Origin of the sequence: Nonomuraea mangrovi, from assembly GCF_042681425.1 — a bacterium.
GTDB lineage: Bacteria > Actinomycetota > Actinomycetes > Streptosporangiales > Streptosporangiaceae > Nonomuraea > Nonomuraea mangrovi.
In genome coordinates this window covers 331,642-346,252 of record NZ_JBHUFV010000047.1, presented here as the reverse complement: position 1 = coordinate 346,252, position 14,611 = coordinate 331,642, and the positions used below count along the sequence as shown (strand labels likewise).

Genomic DNA, 14,611 nt, shown 5'->3' with positions numbered 1-14,611 from the left:
ATGTCTTTTGGCGCAAGCGGTATCGGATCGCACCCCGGTGAGGACCATCTCGAGGCCCTCAGGACGGTGTTCGGGGAGCTGCCCGGCCTGCCGTACCTGCCCGAACTGCCGGGAAGGGGCGTCGGCGCCGACATGGTCGGCCGCACGGCCTCGCTGCTCGTCGACCTGCCGGTGGAGGTCCAGCCCTCGGGCTGGCGGCTCGCCTCCCGCCCGGGCCGCGACCACCGCAGGGCCGTCGACCACCTGGCACGCGACCTCGACGGGCTCGAGGAGGTCGCGGAGGGCTACGCGGGCCCGCTGAAGCTGCAGGTGTGCGGGCCGTGGACGCTCGCCGCGGCGATCGAGCTGCGCCACGGCGACAAGATGCTGTCCGACCCCGGCGCCGTCAGGGACCTCACGGACTCGCTGGCGCAGGGGGTGGCCGACCACGTCGCGAGCGTGCGCAGGCGGGTGCCCGGCGTCACCGAGATCGTCCTGCAGCTCGACGAGCCGGGACTGCCGGGGGTGCTGGCGGGCACCGTCCCGACGGCCTCGGGGTTCGGGCGGCTGGCCGCGGTGGAGGACTGGCGGGTGGAGCAGTCGCTGCGGCTGTTCCCTGGGGCGGTCGTGCACTGCTGCGCGCCGAGGGTGCCGATCGCGCTGCTGCGCAGGGCGGGCGTGCGGGCCGTCTCGCTGGACGCGTCGCTGCTGTCCCGGCGCGACGAGGACCCGATCGGCGAGGCCGTGGAGGCGGGCGTCGACTTCTTCCTCGGCGTGGTGCCTGGCGTCGACACCAGGCTGCCCGACCTCAAGGTGATCGCCAAGCCCGCCGTGGAGCTGTGGGAGCGGCTCGGCTTCGCCGCCGAGGAGCTCCAGAACAGGGTGGTCCTCACACCCGCCTGCGGCCTGGCGGGGGCGTCACCGGCGTACGCCCGCCTGGCCTTGTCGAAGTTGAGAGAGACGGCAAGAGCCCTGCAAGCGGGGTGAGCTATCCATGAGGGCATGATGCTCCCCGCCATCGCGCTGGTCGCCGTGCTCGCCGCGCCCCCACAGGTGTGGCACTGGGGTCCCGTCTCCGCCACGAACGCGGCGGGCAGGGCCCATGGCCTGGTCACCCTCGACGGGTCCGTCTTCACCGTCTCGGGCAGGCTCACCGACACGGGCAAGGGCTGCTCGTGGCTCGCGTTCAGGTGGACGACCGACGTCGGCGCGCACAGGTCCAAGACCATCAAGAACTGCTCGAACAGGGCGTTGAAGTTCGCCTTCAAGCCGGGGACGATGCTCTCGATGGAGGGCAGGGTCTGCCGCGGGACCTCCACCAAGCCCACCGGCAGGTGCTCCGGCTGGGACGGGGTGTGGGCGCAGGGGGGCTGACGCGTGACGGCCGGTGACTTCGAGGGCGCGAGCGCGCTGCTCCTGGGCACCGGCACGCACGCCCCCGGGTCGGACCTGCCCGATCTGCCCGCGGTGGCGCGCACGCTCGACGACCTGCGCGAGGCGCTCCTGACGAGGTGCGGGCTCGCCTCGGCGCGGGTCGTCCTCGATCCCGCCTCGCCGCGCGAGATGGGCGACGCGATCGCCTCCGCCGCGTCCGCCGAAGGGCCGCTGATCGTCTACTACGCCGGGCACGGCCTGGTCAGCAGGCGTGGCGCGCTCCACCTGGCGGCGGCGGAGACCGTCTCGCGCCCCCTCGGCCTCGAGCACACGGCGCTGCCGTACGACCTGTTACGCCGCTACCTGCTCGACAACGTGGAGGGGCCGCTCGTCGTCGTCCTCGACTGCTGCTTCTCCGGGCGGGCCATCGACGGCATGTCGGACCCGTGGGACGTGGCGGAGATCTCCGGCGCCTACGTGCTGACCTCGGCGGGACGCAGCGAGCCCTCCTTCGCCCCCGAGGGGATGCGCCACACCGCCTTCAGCGGCGCGCTGCTGCGGCTGCTGTCCGCGCCACCGCCCGTGCTGACCCTCGCCGGCCTGCACCGCCACCTCAGCAGGGACCTCCCCGCCGCGGGCTTTCCCAGGCCGCGCGTCCGCACCACGGGGAGAGCCGGCGAACTGGTGCTGCTCCGCGCACCCTCGGCCGGGCACCCTCCGGTACGGCAGGCGCCCGCGGCGTCCTTCGACGGCTCGCCCTACAAGGGGCTGGAGGCGTTCGGGACGGCGGACGCGGCGCTGTTCTTCGGCAGGGAACGCCTGGTGGAGACGCTGGTCAGGCGGCTGGACGACCCGGAGCCGCTGATCGTCACAGGGGCGTCGGGCTCGGGGAAGTCCTCGCTGTTGAGGGCGGGGCTCGTGCCCGCGCTGAAGCAGCGCGCGGCGGGCACCTCGATAGCGGTGATCACGCCGTCGGAGCCCGTTCCCCCGGACGTGGACGTGCTGGTGGTGGACCAGTTCGAGGAGGCGTTCATCGCGGGGACCCTCCCCGGGTTCACGGGGCGGGTCGTGCTGGGCGTGCGCGCCGACTTCCTCGGCAGGTGCGCCGCCGTACCCGAGCTGAGGGCCGGTCTGGAGCGCGGGCCCGTCGTCGTGGGTCCGATGAGCGCCGACGAGCTCCGCGCGGCCGTCGAGCGGCCCGCGCTGGCTGCCGGGCTCACCCTCGAACCCGGCCTGGTCGAGCTGCTGCTGCGCGACCTCGGCACGGAGCCGGGACGGCTCCCGCTGCTGTCCCACGCCCTGCTGGTCACCTGGCAGCGGCGGCGCGGCGGCACGCTGACGGTGGCCGGCTACCAGGCCGCAGGCGGCATCGGCGGCGCGCTGGCCGCCACGGCGGACGACGTCCTCGCCTCGCTGCCCTCACCGGAGGCGGCCCGTGCGGTCTTCCTGCGCCTGGTCCACGTGGGCGAGGGCACCGACGACACCCGGCGGCGGGCGGACCTGGACCGGCTGCTGGCCGAGGTGCCCGACGCGCTGGCGGCCTGCGAAGTGATCGACGCCTTCGCCGCCGACACCGCCAGGCTCATCACCATCGACGGCGTCGCCGTCGCCATCACGCACGAGGCGCTCCTGACGGCCTGGCCCGCGCTGCGCGGCTGGCTCGACTCCGACAGGACCGGCCTGCTCGTCGAGCAGCGCGTGCTGGAGTCCGCGGCGGCATGGGCCGGCGACGACGCTGGCCTGTACCGGGGGGCCAGGCTGTCGCTCGCCCGCGAGTGGGCCGAGGGCAGGCCGGTGGGCCCGGCCGCCCGCGCCTTCCTCGACGCCTCGCTCGCCTTGGAGGAGCGCGAGATCCTCGCCGCCCGCCGCCGCGCCAGGCGCAGGGTGCTGCTGTCGGCCGTGCTGGGCGTCCTGCTGGTCCTGTCGGTGGCCGCCGGCGGCATCGCCCTCCACCTGTACGGCAGCGCCGAAGCCGCGCGCAGGAGCGCGACCGCCCGCGCCCTCGTCCTGCAGGCCAACGCCCAGATCCAGGCCGATCCGCCGGCCGCGCTCCGCCTGGCCCTCGCCGCGCTCGCCGTCGAGCCTGGCGAGCGCCACGAGGCCGCGCTGGTCGGCCTGCTCGCCGGCACCTCCTACGGGGCCAGGCTGAAGGGCGCGGACCAGGACCTGCTGGGCCTCGCCTACAGCCCTGCGGGCCGGACGGTGGCGACCGTGGGCCTGGAGGGGACGGCCGAGGTGTGGGACACCTCCCGGCCTCACGCCCCCGTACGCCTCGCGGCGCTGCGCGGCCACGCCGGCAACGTGCGAGCGGCGGCGTTCAGCCCCGACGGCCGCACGCTGGTCACCGGCGGGGACGACGGCATCGTGATCGTCTGGCGGGTGTCCGACTGGGCGCGGACGGACACGCTCGAACCGGGCCACGGGAGGGTCTACGCGCTGGCGTTCAGCCCGGACGGCGGGCGGCTCGCGCTGGGCGCGGCCGAGGGCGCGCTCGTGTGGCCGGTCGGCGGTGACCGGGCGGAGGCCGTCCTGGAGACGAGAAAGGATGACCCCGTCAGGTCCGTGGCCTTCACGAGGGACGGCAGGCGCGTCGTCACCTCCACCAGGTTCACCGACTGCACGCTGTGGACGCCCGCCGACGGGAGCGCCGTGCGCTTCTCGTCCCCGGCGCCCGTCGAAGGGGAACAGGCGCAGGTCACCTGGGCGATCGCGGTCAGCCCCGACGGCAGGTCGATCGCCACGAGCGGGCAGCGCTCGCGCGCCTACCTGTGGAACATCGAGGGGGCCAGGCCGAGGCTGGTGGCCGATCTGGCGGGACACGCCTCCGCGGTGAACGCCGTGGCCTTCAACGGCGACGGCAGGCTCCTGGCCACGGCGGGCGGTGACGGGCGCACGATCGTCTGGGAGGTGAGCGAGGGCGCGCCGGTCCAACGGGCCGTGGTCGGCGGGCGCACCGGCGGGATCACGGCCGCGGCCTTCGACCCCGTCACCTCCGACCTGGTGACCACCGACAGCGACGGCATGACGGTCCTGTGGGAGACCGCCAGGTTGCGGCCGCCCGCCGTACTGGCGCGGCTGCCGCAGCCGGACGTCGGGCGAGGGGCGCTCGCCGGCGACGGCGGACGGCTGGTGACGGTGACGGCCGAGCACGCGGTCACGCTGTGGGAGCTGGGCTCCGGCCTCACGAGAGCCGCGGCCCTCGCCGAGGACGCGGGAGAGGTGTCGGCGCTGGCCGTGGACGGCACCGCCGTGCTGGTCGGCAGGGAGGACGGCAGCGCCGTCATGTGGAAGGCCGGCGCCACCCCGCCGGACACCCCGCCGGCCGGTCGGCCGGTTACCCGGCCGCCCGGGGCCAGGGTCACGGCGGCCGCGACCACGGGCGGCATGGCCATGGTCGGCGCGGAGGACGGCAGCGCGACGCTGTGGCCCGGCCCGACCTCCGATCCCGTACCGCTGCCGCGGGGCGCGGGCCCTGCCGGCTCGGTGGACGCCGTCGCGCTCAGCGGGGACGGGCGGCTGGCCGCCACCGGCGACGCCCATGGCCTGGTCAGGCTGTGGACACTCGAGGAGCCTGGAAGGCCGGTGCTCGCGGGGTCGTTCGCCGCCGACCCCTCCGGGATCGTCTCGGCCGCCCTGTCATCCGACGGGCGCAGGCTGCTCATCGGTGGCAGCGCGAAGCTCGCCACGCTGTGGGACGTCTCCGATCCCGTGCGGCCCGTCCGTCTGGCCGGCCTGGCCAACGACGGCGCCGTGGTCTCGTCCGTCGGCTTCGCCCTCGGCTCGGCCGTGGCGTACACGGGTGCGGGCGGCGGGCCCGTCAGCCTGTGGCGCCTGGAGTCGTCCGGCCAGGCGCGCAGGTACGCCACGCTGCCGGCGGCCGACGCGGTCACGCTGAGCGCCGACGGCAGGCGGATGTTCGCCGTCGGCGCCGAGACAGGAGCCGTCGTGTGGGACCTCGCGTCCTACGCCGCCGTGCTGCGCGACCCCGTGGCGGCCGCGTGCGGGATCGCGCACGGCGGTTTCGACGAAGGGGAGTGGACGCGCCTGACCGGCGGGCTTCCCTACCAACGATCGTGTCCTTAGGAGATGACCATGAGAAAGCCACTCTTAGCCACCGCTCTGCTGACCGGCCTCGTCCTCACGGCCGCCCCTGCCCACGCCTCCTCGGTCACCACGGTCCACGGGCCGTCGGGCAACTGGGCCAGCGTCAACGCCTCGATCGGCGCGGGCAGGCTGACCGTCAGGCTGCCCCAGGTCAGCGACGCCCACGACGAGAAGTGCACGTGGGTGATCCTGCTGGTCCGCCTCCAGGAGGACTCGGCCAGGCGGGTCGTCACCCGGTGGCAGGCAGCCACCAACCGCAACTGCTCGAACAGGACCAGGGCGCTGCCCACCTTCACCAGGAACGGCGTCGAGCGCGCGTGGGCGCAGCTGTGTGTGAGGCCGGCGACCTCGCCGCCCGCCGGGGCGTGCTCCACCTCGTGGACCCGGCTGATCTGAGTGATGAACGGCATGGCCGGGCGGGAGCCAACTGTCGGTGCTCCGAGATAGCGTTCTCTCAGGTTTGACGGAGGGAGTGTGCCGATGAGCGCCGAGGTCGAGGGCGTGCCCGTGGACGCGCTGAAGCGCCACGCCGAGCTGAGCGAGCTGGTCGAGGAGGCGCGCTGGCGCTATTACGTCCTCGACCAGCCCACGGTGAGCGACGCGGAGTTCGACGCGTGGTTCAACGAGCTCCTCGCGCTCGAGCAGGCGCACCCCACGCTCCAGACGCCTGACTCGCCGACGCAGAAGGTCGGCGCGCCCGTCTCCGGCGACTTCGCCAAGGTGCAGCACCTGCAGAAGATGGAGAGCCTCGACAACGCCTTCAACGACGCCGACATCGCGGCCTGGCAGGTCAGGGCGGAGCGGCTGGCCGAGGGCGACCCCGGGCCCTACCTGTGCGAGCTGAAGATCGACGGGCTGGCGATCGCGCTCGTCTACAGGGACGGCAAGCTGGAACGCGGCGCCACCAGAGGCGACGGGCGCACGGGTGACGACGTGACGGCCAACGTCCGCACGATCAAGGGCATCCCCCACAGGCTCGAAGGCGACGACCTCCCCTCGCTGGTCGAGGTGCGGGGCGAGGTCTACATCCCGGTCGAGGAGTTCAAGAAGCTCAACGAGCAACTGGTCGAGCAGGCCAAGCCGCCGTTCGCCAACCCGCGCAACGCCGCGGCGGGCACCCTGCGGCAGAAGGACCCCCGCATCACCGCGCAGCGGCCGCTGCGGATGCTCGTCCACGGCGTGGGCGTCTGGGAGGGCGCGGCCGAGGCGCAGGCCCAGTCGCAGGTCTACGACCGGTTGCGCGAGTTCGGCCTGCCGGTGAGCGATCTCTACCGGGTGGTGCCCGACGTGACGGGCATCAACGACTTCATCGAGCACTACCGCGAGCACCGCCACGACCCCGCCTACGAGATCGACGGCGTGGTGGTGAAGGTCGACAAGATCAGGACACAGCGGGAGCTCGGCTCCACGTCGCGGGCGCCGCGCTGGGCGATCGCCTACAAGTACCCGCCGGAGGAGGTCAACACCAAGCTCCGCGACATCGAGGTGGGTGTGGGGCGCACGGGTCGTGTCACGCCGTACGCGGTGATGGAGCCCGTGGTCGTGGCCGGGTCCACGGTCGAGCGGGCCACCCTCCACAACGCCGCGATCGTGGTCAAGAAGGGCGTGCTCATCGGCGACACGGTCGTGCTGCGCAAGGCGGGCGACGTCATCCCCGAGATCGTCGGGCCTGTGACGCCGCTGCGCGACGGCTCCGAGCGGGCGTTCGTCATGCCGACCCACTGCCCCGAGTGCGGCACCGAGCTGGCTTACGAGAAGGAGGGCGACGCCGACCTGCGCTGCCCCAACGCCCGCTCCTGCCCCGCGCAGATCCGCGAGCGTCTCTACTTCGCGGCAGGGCGGTACGCGCTCGACATCGATGGTCTCGGCTACGTCGCCGCCACCGCGCTCAGCCAGCCCGTCCCCGAGCAGGAACCGGTGCTGCGCACCGAGGCCGACCTGTTCGACCTCACGCTGGAGCAGCTCATCCCTGTCAGGTCCGTGGTGCGCGACCAGGAGACGGGGCTGCCCAAGATCGACCCGAAGACCGGCGAGCCCAAGGTCGTCTCGTTCTTCTCCAACGTCAACGGTGAGGCCAGCCAGAACGCGCTGAAGCTCATCGACGAGCTGGAGAGGGCCAAGCAGGTGCCGCTGTGGCGGGTGCTGGTCGCGCTGTCGATCCGCCACATCGGGCCGCCCACCGCCCGCAAGCTCGCTGAGGCGATGCGCTCCATCGACGCGATCATGAACGCCTCGGAGGAGGAGCTGGCCGCGGTCGAGGACATCGGCCCCCGCGTGGCCGCCACCATCCGCGAGTGGTTCGAGGTCGACTGGCACCGCGAGATCGTCGAGCGGTGGAAGGCGGCGGGCGTCCGCATGGAGGACGAGCCGGCTCCTGAGAAGGGCCCGCAGATCCTCGAAGGCCTCACCTTCGTGGTCACCGGCACCCTCGAGGGCTTCACCCGCGATTCCGCCGCCGAGGCCATCACCAGCAGGGGCGGCAAGGTGTCCGGATCGGTGTCGAAGAAGACCGCCTTCGTGGTGGTGGGGGAGAACGCCGGGTCGAAGTATGACAAGGCGGTCAGCCTCGGGGTGCCCATCCTCGACGAGGCCGGTTTCCGCGTCCTGCTGGAGCAGGGTGCCGAAGCCGCTGCGGAGGCGGCGGTGAAACCGGAAGAATAGCCCTCTCCACCGGAAAGGGGGCACATATGTCGGATCTCGGCGGTGAGCGGCTCGCGGAGCTGCGCCGGACCTTCGACGCGATCGATGCCAGCGGCGACGGTTTCATCAGCCAGGCGGAGTTCCTTCGCCACTTCCCCGGCCTGCCCGGCGAGGCGCTCGCCTCGCTGGAGCAGAACGCCGACGCGGACGGCGACGGCAGCATCTCCTTCGAGGAGTTCGTCCGGCTCATGGGGTGAGCCGCGGCGGGTGGGGATGGGGCGGCTGTGAGGGCGGCCGCCCCTTGATGTCAAGGGGGCGTCCCAGGGGATGGGGCGGTGGTGACCAGGGGGCACCTCTGTCGTACAAAAACGGAAATAAGGCGCTACTTGCTCCTAAATATGGGCAATTGGCGTGACGGAACGTAGGCGGGTGGTTTCGGGAAGTGGGGTGGAGGTCGTACCCTCCCATAGTGACCTCTTGGGGGTTCTGTTACCGATGACCGACCCAAATGACACGCGCGACACGGGACCACGCGTAGGAAGCCCGCTGTGGGCCTTCCTTGCCGGCGTCTCCGTGATCGGCTTCACCGCCCTGCTCGTGGCCGAGCTGCGGCTCGACCCTGCCGACCTGGTCCAGCTGGCGAGGACGCCGCTGTTCTGGGTCCTGGCCGTGCTGGTGGTGCTGGGCGAGCTGCGCCCCGTGATGGTGTCCTCGGCGACCGCCGTGGGCGGCACCTACCCGGCGACCATGTTCACCTTCGCCGTGTTACTGCACTTCGGACTGCCGGTGGCCGTGCTCATGCAGGTGGTCGGCATCACGGTCAACGGGATCGTCACCCGTAAGGCCTGGCACAGGGTGATGTTCAACATCGCCCAGGCGACGCTGGCGTTCACCGCGGGCGCCGTGGTGCTGGGGATGTTCGGGATCGTGCCGAGCCCCTCGGCCCCCTGGGTGCCCGTCGGCTTCGCGCTGGTCCCGATCGCGCTGTCAGGGGTCGCCTACTTCACCGCGCGTGCGCTGCTCGTGTGCGGGGCGGTCGCGCTGCACGAGCGCCGCTCGCTCAGCAGGGTCCTGCGCGCGACGGTCGGCCCCCAGGCGCTGGTCTACACCGGGCTGCTCGGGCTCGCACCGCTGGTCGTCGTCGTCATGCAGGACTCGCCGGGGCTGGTGCCGCTGTTCGTGGCGCCGCTGGCGGCCGTCTACTTCACCGCCACCCTGTCCATGCGCCGCGACCACCAGGCCATGCACGACGAGCTGACCGGGCTGCCGAACCGCAAGATGCTGATCGTCTCGACGGAGGAGGCGCTCGCCGAGTGCCGCCAGGACGAGCGGGTGGGCCTGTTCCTGATCGACCTCGACAGGTTCAAGGAAGTCAACGACACCATGGGACACCCGGTCGGCGACCGGCTCCTCCAGATGGTGGCCCACCGGCTGACCCATTCCGTACGGCCCGGCGACGTCGTCGCGCGCCTCGGTGGCGACGAGTTCGCGGTGCTGCTGCCGTCCATAAGGGACACCCACGCGGCCAGGGAGGTCGCCGCCAGGCTCAGGGCCGCGCTGACCGAGCCCGTGCGCCTGGAGGGCATGACGTTCGACATGGACGGCTCGGTCGGCATCGCCCTCTTCCCCGACCACGCGCCTGACTTCGAGCTGCTGCTGCAGCGGGCCGACGTGGCGATGTACCTGGCCAAGGAGGGCCGCACAGGCGTCGAGCTCTACCAGCCCGACAAGGACCGCAACTCGCCCGAACGTCTCGGTCTGCTCGGCGACCTGCGCCGCGCGGTCGACAACCGGGAGCTGCGCCTGCACTACCAGCCCAAGGTCGACCTGACCACGGGCGAGGTGCGCGGCATGGAGGCGCTGCTGCGCTGGCGGCACCCCGTACGAGGGCCGATCTCGCCGGCCGACTTCATCCCGCTGGCCGAGCAGTCCTACCTGATGCGGCAGATCACCGAATACGTCATCGACGCGGTCATGGAGCAGGCGGCCCGGTGGTGGCACACCGGGCTGCATGTCCAGATCTCGGTGAACGTCTCCGCCCGCGACCTGCTCGACTCCGCGCTGCCCGACCAGCTGGAGGCGGGGCTGTCCCGCTTCAGGCTGCCGCCGGAGGCCATTCAGCTCGAGGTCACCGAGCGGATCCTGATGGGCGATCAGGCCTACACCCACGAGACGATCAAGGCGCTGGCGGCGCTCGGGGTTCCGCTGGCCCTGGACGACTTCGGCACCGGCTACTCGTCGCTGATCAGGCTGCAGCGGCTGGCCGCGTCCGAGGTGAAGATCGACGCGTCGTTCGTGCAGCGGCTCGCGTGCTCGGAGGACGACGAGCGGATCGTCCGCTCGATCGTGGACCTGGTGCGGTCGCTGGGGCTGCGGTCGGTGGCCGAAGGGGTGGAGTCGGACGACATCGCGCTCCGGCTGGCCGACATGGGATGCGACATGGGCCAGGGCTGGCTGTTCGGCCGTGCCATGGCGCCGGCCGACGCGACGGTGTGGCTGAGGGAACGGGTCGGGGTCCGGGAGATCGACTACGTGGAGATCACCCAAACCGTCTGACCCGCGCCCGCCACTGGGGCGGCTCTCCCGCATCCCACGGTGAGGGCCGCCACCCTCGGACCCGCCGTCCCGACTCACCGTCGCCCTCGATGGCGCGCACCACCTTCGTGCGATCCCGCCACCCGGGACCCGTACACCACCTTCGTGCGATCGTCACCCCGGGACGCGTGCTCCACCTTCGTGCGATCCCGCCACCCCAGGAACGTGCTCCACCTGCGTGTCACTTGCCCCGGCGGTTGGCACCCCCACGGGTCACCGCCCATCTCGGGTGGTCGTCGGCGTCCTCGGGTCGCCGCCACCCGGGGGTGTGCGCCACCGCCGGTCGACACGGCGCTCAGGTCGACACGGCGCTCAGGTCGACACGGCGCTCGGGTTGACGCGGCGCGTGGGTCGGCGCGGCGCTCGGGTCGACGTGGTCCTCGGGGGTCCAGGAGGTGCTCGGCTTCGCCGCCGTGGCCGGGTCTCATCGTTCCGGTCGAGGGCCCGGGGTGCACCCCAGAACGGATGGTGGCCGTCTCGCGGCCGGCGTCCGCCGCAGGGTGTCGAGGGCGGCGGCAGGGGAGAAACGCACGGTGATCGTGTTACGGGCGTGATAATGGGTCGGCCACCCTGCGTCAAGAGCCCTAGGATGACACTGTCCAAACTCCATCCACGAAACGGGTTCAACGACTCATGTCCGCCATAACCCGCGACGAGGTCGCGCACCTGGCCCGGTTGTCCCGGCTGGCGATCTCCGACGACGAGCTCGACCACTACGCCACCCAGCTCGATGACATCATCGCCGCGGTCGCGAAGGTGGCCGAGGTCGCCGCTGAAGACGTCCCGCCTTCGTCGCACGCGCTCCCGCTGACCAATGTCTTCCGTGCCGACGAGGTGCGACCGTCCCTCACTCCCGAGCAGGCGCTTTCGGGTGCTCCGGCCGTCGAGGACGACCGCTTCCGGGTTCCGCGCATTCTCGGGGAGGAAGCATGAGTCTGATCCACAAGTCCGCCGCCGAGCTGGGCGCGCTGATCGCCACGGGCGAGGCCAGCGCCGTCGAGGTCGCCGAGGCGCACCTCGACCGCATCGAGCAGGTCGAGCCGAAGGTCCAGGCCTTCCTCCACGTCGACCGCGAGGTCACGCTGGAGCAGGCCCGTACGGTCGACGCCAGGCTGGCGGCAGGGGAGAAGCTCGGCCCGCTCGCCGGCGTGCCGATCGCGCACAAGGACATCTTCACCACCAAGGACATGCCGACCACGGCCGCCTCCAAGATCCTCGAGGGGTGGCGCCCGCCGTACGACGCGACCGTGACCGCGCGGCTGCGCCAGGCGGGCCTGGTCATCCTCGGCAAGACCAACCTCGACGAGTTCGCGATGGGCTCCTCCACCGAGAACTCCGCCTACCACGTCACCCGCAACCCCTGGGACCTCTCCAAGATCCCCGGTGGTTCGTCGGGCGGGTCGAGCGCGGCCGTGTCCGCCTACGAGGCGCCGCTGTCCACCGGCACCGACACCGGCGGCTCGATCAGGCAGCCCGCCGCCGTCACCGGCATCGTCGGCATGAAGCCGACATACGGCGGTTCGTCCCGTTACGGCCTGATCGCCTTCGCCAGCTCCCTCGACACGCCCGGGCCCTTCGCCCGTAACGTCATGGACGCGGCGCTGCTCCACGCGGCCTTCTCCGGCCACGACCCGATGGACTCCACCTCCATCGACGCGGCCGTGCCCGACGTCGTGGAGGCGGCCAGGAACGCCGACATCGCGGGGATGCGCATCGGCATCGTGAAGGAGTTCGGCGGCGAGGGCTACCAGCAGGGCGTGCTCAACCGCTTCCACGACGCCGTCGAGCTGCTGGAGTCGCTGGGCGCGAAGGTCGTCGAGGTCTCCTGCCCGTCGTTCACGACGGCGCTGCCGGCCTACTACCTCATCGCCCCCTCGGAGTGCTCGTCCAACCTCGCCCGCTTCGACGCCATGCGGTACGGCCTGCGCGTCGGCGACGACGGCACCCGCAGCGCCGAGGAGGTCATGGCGCTGACCAGGGCCGCGGGCTTCGGCCCCGAGGTCAAGCGGCGCATCATGCTCGGCACCTACGCGCTGTCGAGCGGCTACTACGACGCCTACTACGGCCAGGCGCAGAAGGTCCGCACGCTCATCGCGCGCGACTTCGAGGCCGCCTTCCACCAGGTCGACGTGCTGATCTCGCCGACCACGCCGACGACGGCGTTCCCGATCGGCGAGCGCGCCGACGACCCGATGGCGATGTATCTCGCCGACCTGTGCACGATCCCGTCGAACCTGGCGGGCAACGCGGCCATGTCGGTGCCGGTCGGCCTCGCCGACGAGGACAACCTGCCGGTCGGCCTGCAGATCATGGCCCCGGTGCTGGGCGACGACCGCTGCTACAGGGTCGGCGCCGCGGTCGAGAAGGCCCTGGAGAGCCGCTGGGGCGGCCCGCTGCTGAAGGAGGCTCCCGCGCTGTGAGCGTCATGGCATACGACGAGGCCATCGACCGGTTCGAGCCGGTCCTCGGCCTGGAGACCCACGTTGAGCTGGGCACCGTCTCGAAGATGTTCTGCGGCTGCCCGACCACCTTCGGCGCTCCGCCCAACACCCACACCTGCCCGACCTGCCTCGCGCTGCCCGGGTCGCTTCCCGTGGCCAACGTCGAGGCGATCGAGTCGACGATCAGGATCGGCCTGGCGCTGAACTGCTCCATCGCCGAGTGGTGCCGCTTCGCCCGGAAGAACTACTTCTATCCGGACATGCCGAAGAACTACCAGATCTCGCAGTACGACGAGCCGCTCTGCTTCGACGGCTACCTCGACGTCGAGGTCGAGGGCAAGGTCGTGCGCATCGAGATCGAGCGGGTCCACCTGGAGGAGGACACCGGCAAGTCCACCCATGTGGGCGGCGCGACCGGCCGCATCCACGGCGCCGACTACTCCATCGTCGACTACAACCGCGCGGGCATCCCGCTGGTGGAGATCGTCACCAAGCCGATCCCCGGCACGGACAAGCTCGCACCCGAGGTGGCCCGCGCGTACGGCGTCGAGCTGCGGGAGCTCATGCGCTCACTGGGCGTCTCCGACGTGCGCATGGAGGAGGGCTCCATGCGGTTCGACGTCAACGTCTCGCTCATGCCGCGCGGTTCCTCCGAGTGGGGCACCCGTACGGAGACCAAGAACGTCAACTCGCTGCGCAGCGTCGAGCGGTCGGTCCGCGGGGAGATCCAGCGGCAGGCGGCGATCCTCGCCGAGGGCGGCAGGATCACCCAGGAGACCCGCCACTTCCACGAGGACACCGGCACGACCACGTCCGGCAGGTCCAAGGAGGAGGCGCAGGACTACCGCTACTTCCCCGAGCCCGACCTGGTGCCGATCGCCCCCGACCCCGCCTGGGTGTCCAAGCTCAAGGCCGAGCTGCCCGAGCTGCCGTCGGTGCGCCGCAAGCGCCTGCAGGCCGAGTGGGGGGTGACCGACCACGACATGGAGTCGATGCACAACGCCGACGCCATCGAGATCGTGGAGGCCACGATCGCCGCGGGCGCACCCGCGGCCGACGCCCGCAAGTGGTGGATGGGCGAGCTGGCCCGCAGGGCGAACGAGGCCGGTACGTCGCTGGCCGAGCTGCCCATCACCCCGGCGCAGGTCGCCAGGGTGACCGAACTGGTCGCCTCGGGCGCGCTGAACGACAAGCTGGCCCGTGAGGCGTTCGACGGCGTCCTCTCAGGCGAGGGCGGCCCCGACGAGGTCGTCGCGGCGCGCGGCCTGCAGATCGCCGACGAGGGCGAGCTGGCGTCGATCATCGACGGTGTCCTCGCCGGCAACGCCGACGCGGTCGAGAAGGTCCGCTCCGGCAAGATCGCGGCGGTGGGCGCGCTGGTCGGCGGTGTCATGAAGGCCAGCCGCGGCAAGGCCGACGCGGCCCGGGCCCGCGAGCTGATCCTGGAGAAGCTCGGCGTCTCCGAGTAGACGATCCCG

The 14,611-nt window shown here is 72.0% G+C and carries 10 protein-coding genes; all 10 read left to right on the top strand.

The annotated features are described in order from the left end of the window. The 10 genes from ACFSKW_RS31700 to gatB all read left to right on the top strand — a co-directional run bounded on the left by ACFSKW_RS31700 (position 1) and on the right by gatB (position 14,602). Positions 1-966, top strand: coding sequence for a methionine synthase (locus tag ACFSKW_RS31700; protein ID WP_379576141.1), 966 nt, complete (start codon positions 1-3; stop codon positions 964-966). A 15-nt stretch (positions 967-981) separates the two neighbouring features. After that, a complete protein-coding gene (locus tag ACFSKW_RS31695) occupies positions 982-1,353 on the top strand; it encodes a hypothetical protein (RefSeq protein ID WP_379576140.1) in 372 nt (123 codons plus the stop codon). A gap of 3 nt (positions 1,354-1,356) precedes the next feature. Further along, entirely contained in the window at positions 1,357-5,436 is a 4,080-nt protein-coding gene (locus ACFSKW_RS31690) for a caspase, EACC1-associated type (RefSeq protein WP_379576139.1), read from the top strand. A gap of 9 nt (positions 5,437-5,445) precedes the next feature. After that, positions 5,446-5,853 (top strand): hypothetical protein, encoded by a 408-nt coding sequence (locus tag ACFSKW_RS31685; RefSeq protein WP_379576138.1) that lies wholly within the window; start codon positions 5,446-5,448, stop codon positions 5,851-5,853. Between the two features lie 84 nt (positions 5,854-5,937). Beyond that, a complete protein-coding gene (gene ligA / locus ACFSKW_RS31680; RefSeq protein ID WP_379576137.1) occupies positions 5,938-8,118 on the top strand; it encodes an NAD-dependent DNA ligase LigA in 2,181 nt (726 codons plus the stop codon). Positions 8,119-8,144: 26 nt separating this feature from the next. Continuing rightward, positions 8,145-8,354, top strand: coding sequence for an EF-hand domain-containing protein (locus ACFSKW_RS31675; protein WP_379576136.1), 210 nt, complete (start codon positions 8,145-8,147; stop codon positions 8,352-8,354). 238 nt (positions 8,355-8,592) lie between these two features. Beyond that, positions 8,593-10,653 carry a putative bifunctional diguanylate cyclase/phosphodiesterase gene (locus ACFSKW_RS31670; RefSeq protein WP_379576135.1) on the top strand — a complete coding sequence of 687 codons (2,061 nt, stop codon included), beginning with the start codon at positions 8,593-8,595 and terminating at the stop codon, positions 10,651-10,653. 672 nt (positions 10,654-11,325) lie between these two features. Next, on the top strand, positions 11,326-11,625 hold the full coding sequence (gene gatC, locus ACFSKW_RS31665) for an Asp-tRNA(Asn)/Glu-tRNA(Gln) amidotransferase subunit GatC (protein ID WP_358134594.1): 300 nt from the start codon (positions 11,326-11,328) through the stop codon (positions 11,623-11,625). After that, positions 11,622-13,112 (top strand): Asp-tRNA(Asn)/Glu-tRNA(Gln) amidotransferase subunit GatA, encoded by a 1,491-nt coding sequence (gatA, locus tag ACFSKW_RS31660; protein ID WP_379576134.1) that lies wholly within the window; start codon positions 11,622-11,624, stop codon positions 13,110-13,112. The genes gatC and gatA overlap by 4 nt, the downstream gene beginning before the upstream one ends. A 5-nt stretch (positions 13,113-13,117) precedes the next feature. Beyond that, positions 13,118-14,602 carry an Asp-tRNA(Asn)/Glu-tRNA(Gln) amidotransferase subunit GatB gene (gatB, locus tag ACFSKW_RS31655; RefSeq protein ID WP_379576332.1) on the top strand — a complete coding sequence of 495 codons (1,485 nt, stop codon included), beginning with the start codon at positions 13,118-13,120 and terminating at the stop codon, positions 14,600-14,602. The last annotated feature ends 9 nt before the right edge of the window (positions 14,603-14,611 follow it).

Coding starts and splice junctions, on each gene's coding strand:
- ACFSKW_RS31700 (WP_379576141.1), top strand. CDS start 1: ATGTCTTTTGGCGCAAGCGGTATCGGATCGCACCCCGGTGAGGACCAT.
- ACFSKW_RS31695 (WP_379576140.1), top strand. CDS start 982: ATGATGCTCCCCGCCATCGCGCTGGTCGCCGTGCTCGCCGCGCCCCCA.
- ACFSKW_RS31685 (WP_379576138.1), top strand. CDS start 5,446: ATGAGAAAGCCACTCTTAGCCACCGCTCTGCTGACCGGCCTCGTCCTC.
- ligA (WP_379576137.1), top strand. CDS start 5,938: ATGAGCGCCGAGGTCGAGGGCGTGCCCGTGGACGCGCTGAAGCGCCAC.
- ACFSKW_RS31675 (WP_379576136.1), top strand. CDS start 8,145: ATGTCGGATCTCGGCGGTGAGCGGCTCGCGGAGCTGCGCCGGACCTTC.
- ACFSKW_RS31670 (WP_379576135.1), top strand. CDS start 8,593: ATGACCGACCCAAATGACACGCGCGACACGGGACCACGCGTAGGAAGC.
- gatC (WP_358134594.1), top strand. CDS start 11,326: ATGTCCGCCATAACCCGCGACGAGGTCGCGCACCTGGCCCGGTTGTCC.
- gatA (WP_379576134.1), top strand. CDS start 11,622: ATGAGTCTGATCCACAAGTCCGCCGCCGAGCTGGGCGCGCTGATCGCC.
- gatB (WP_379576332.1), top strand. CDS start 13,118: ATGGCATACGACGAGGCCATCGACCGGTTCGAGCCGGTCCTCGGCCTG.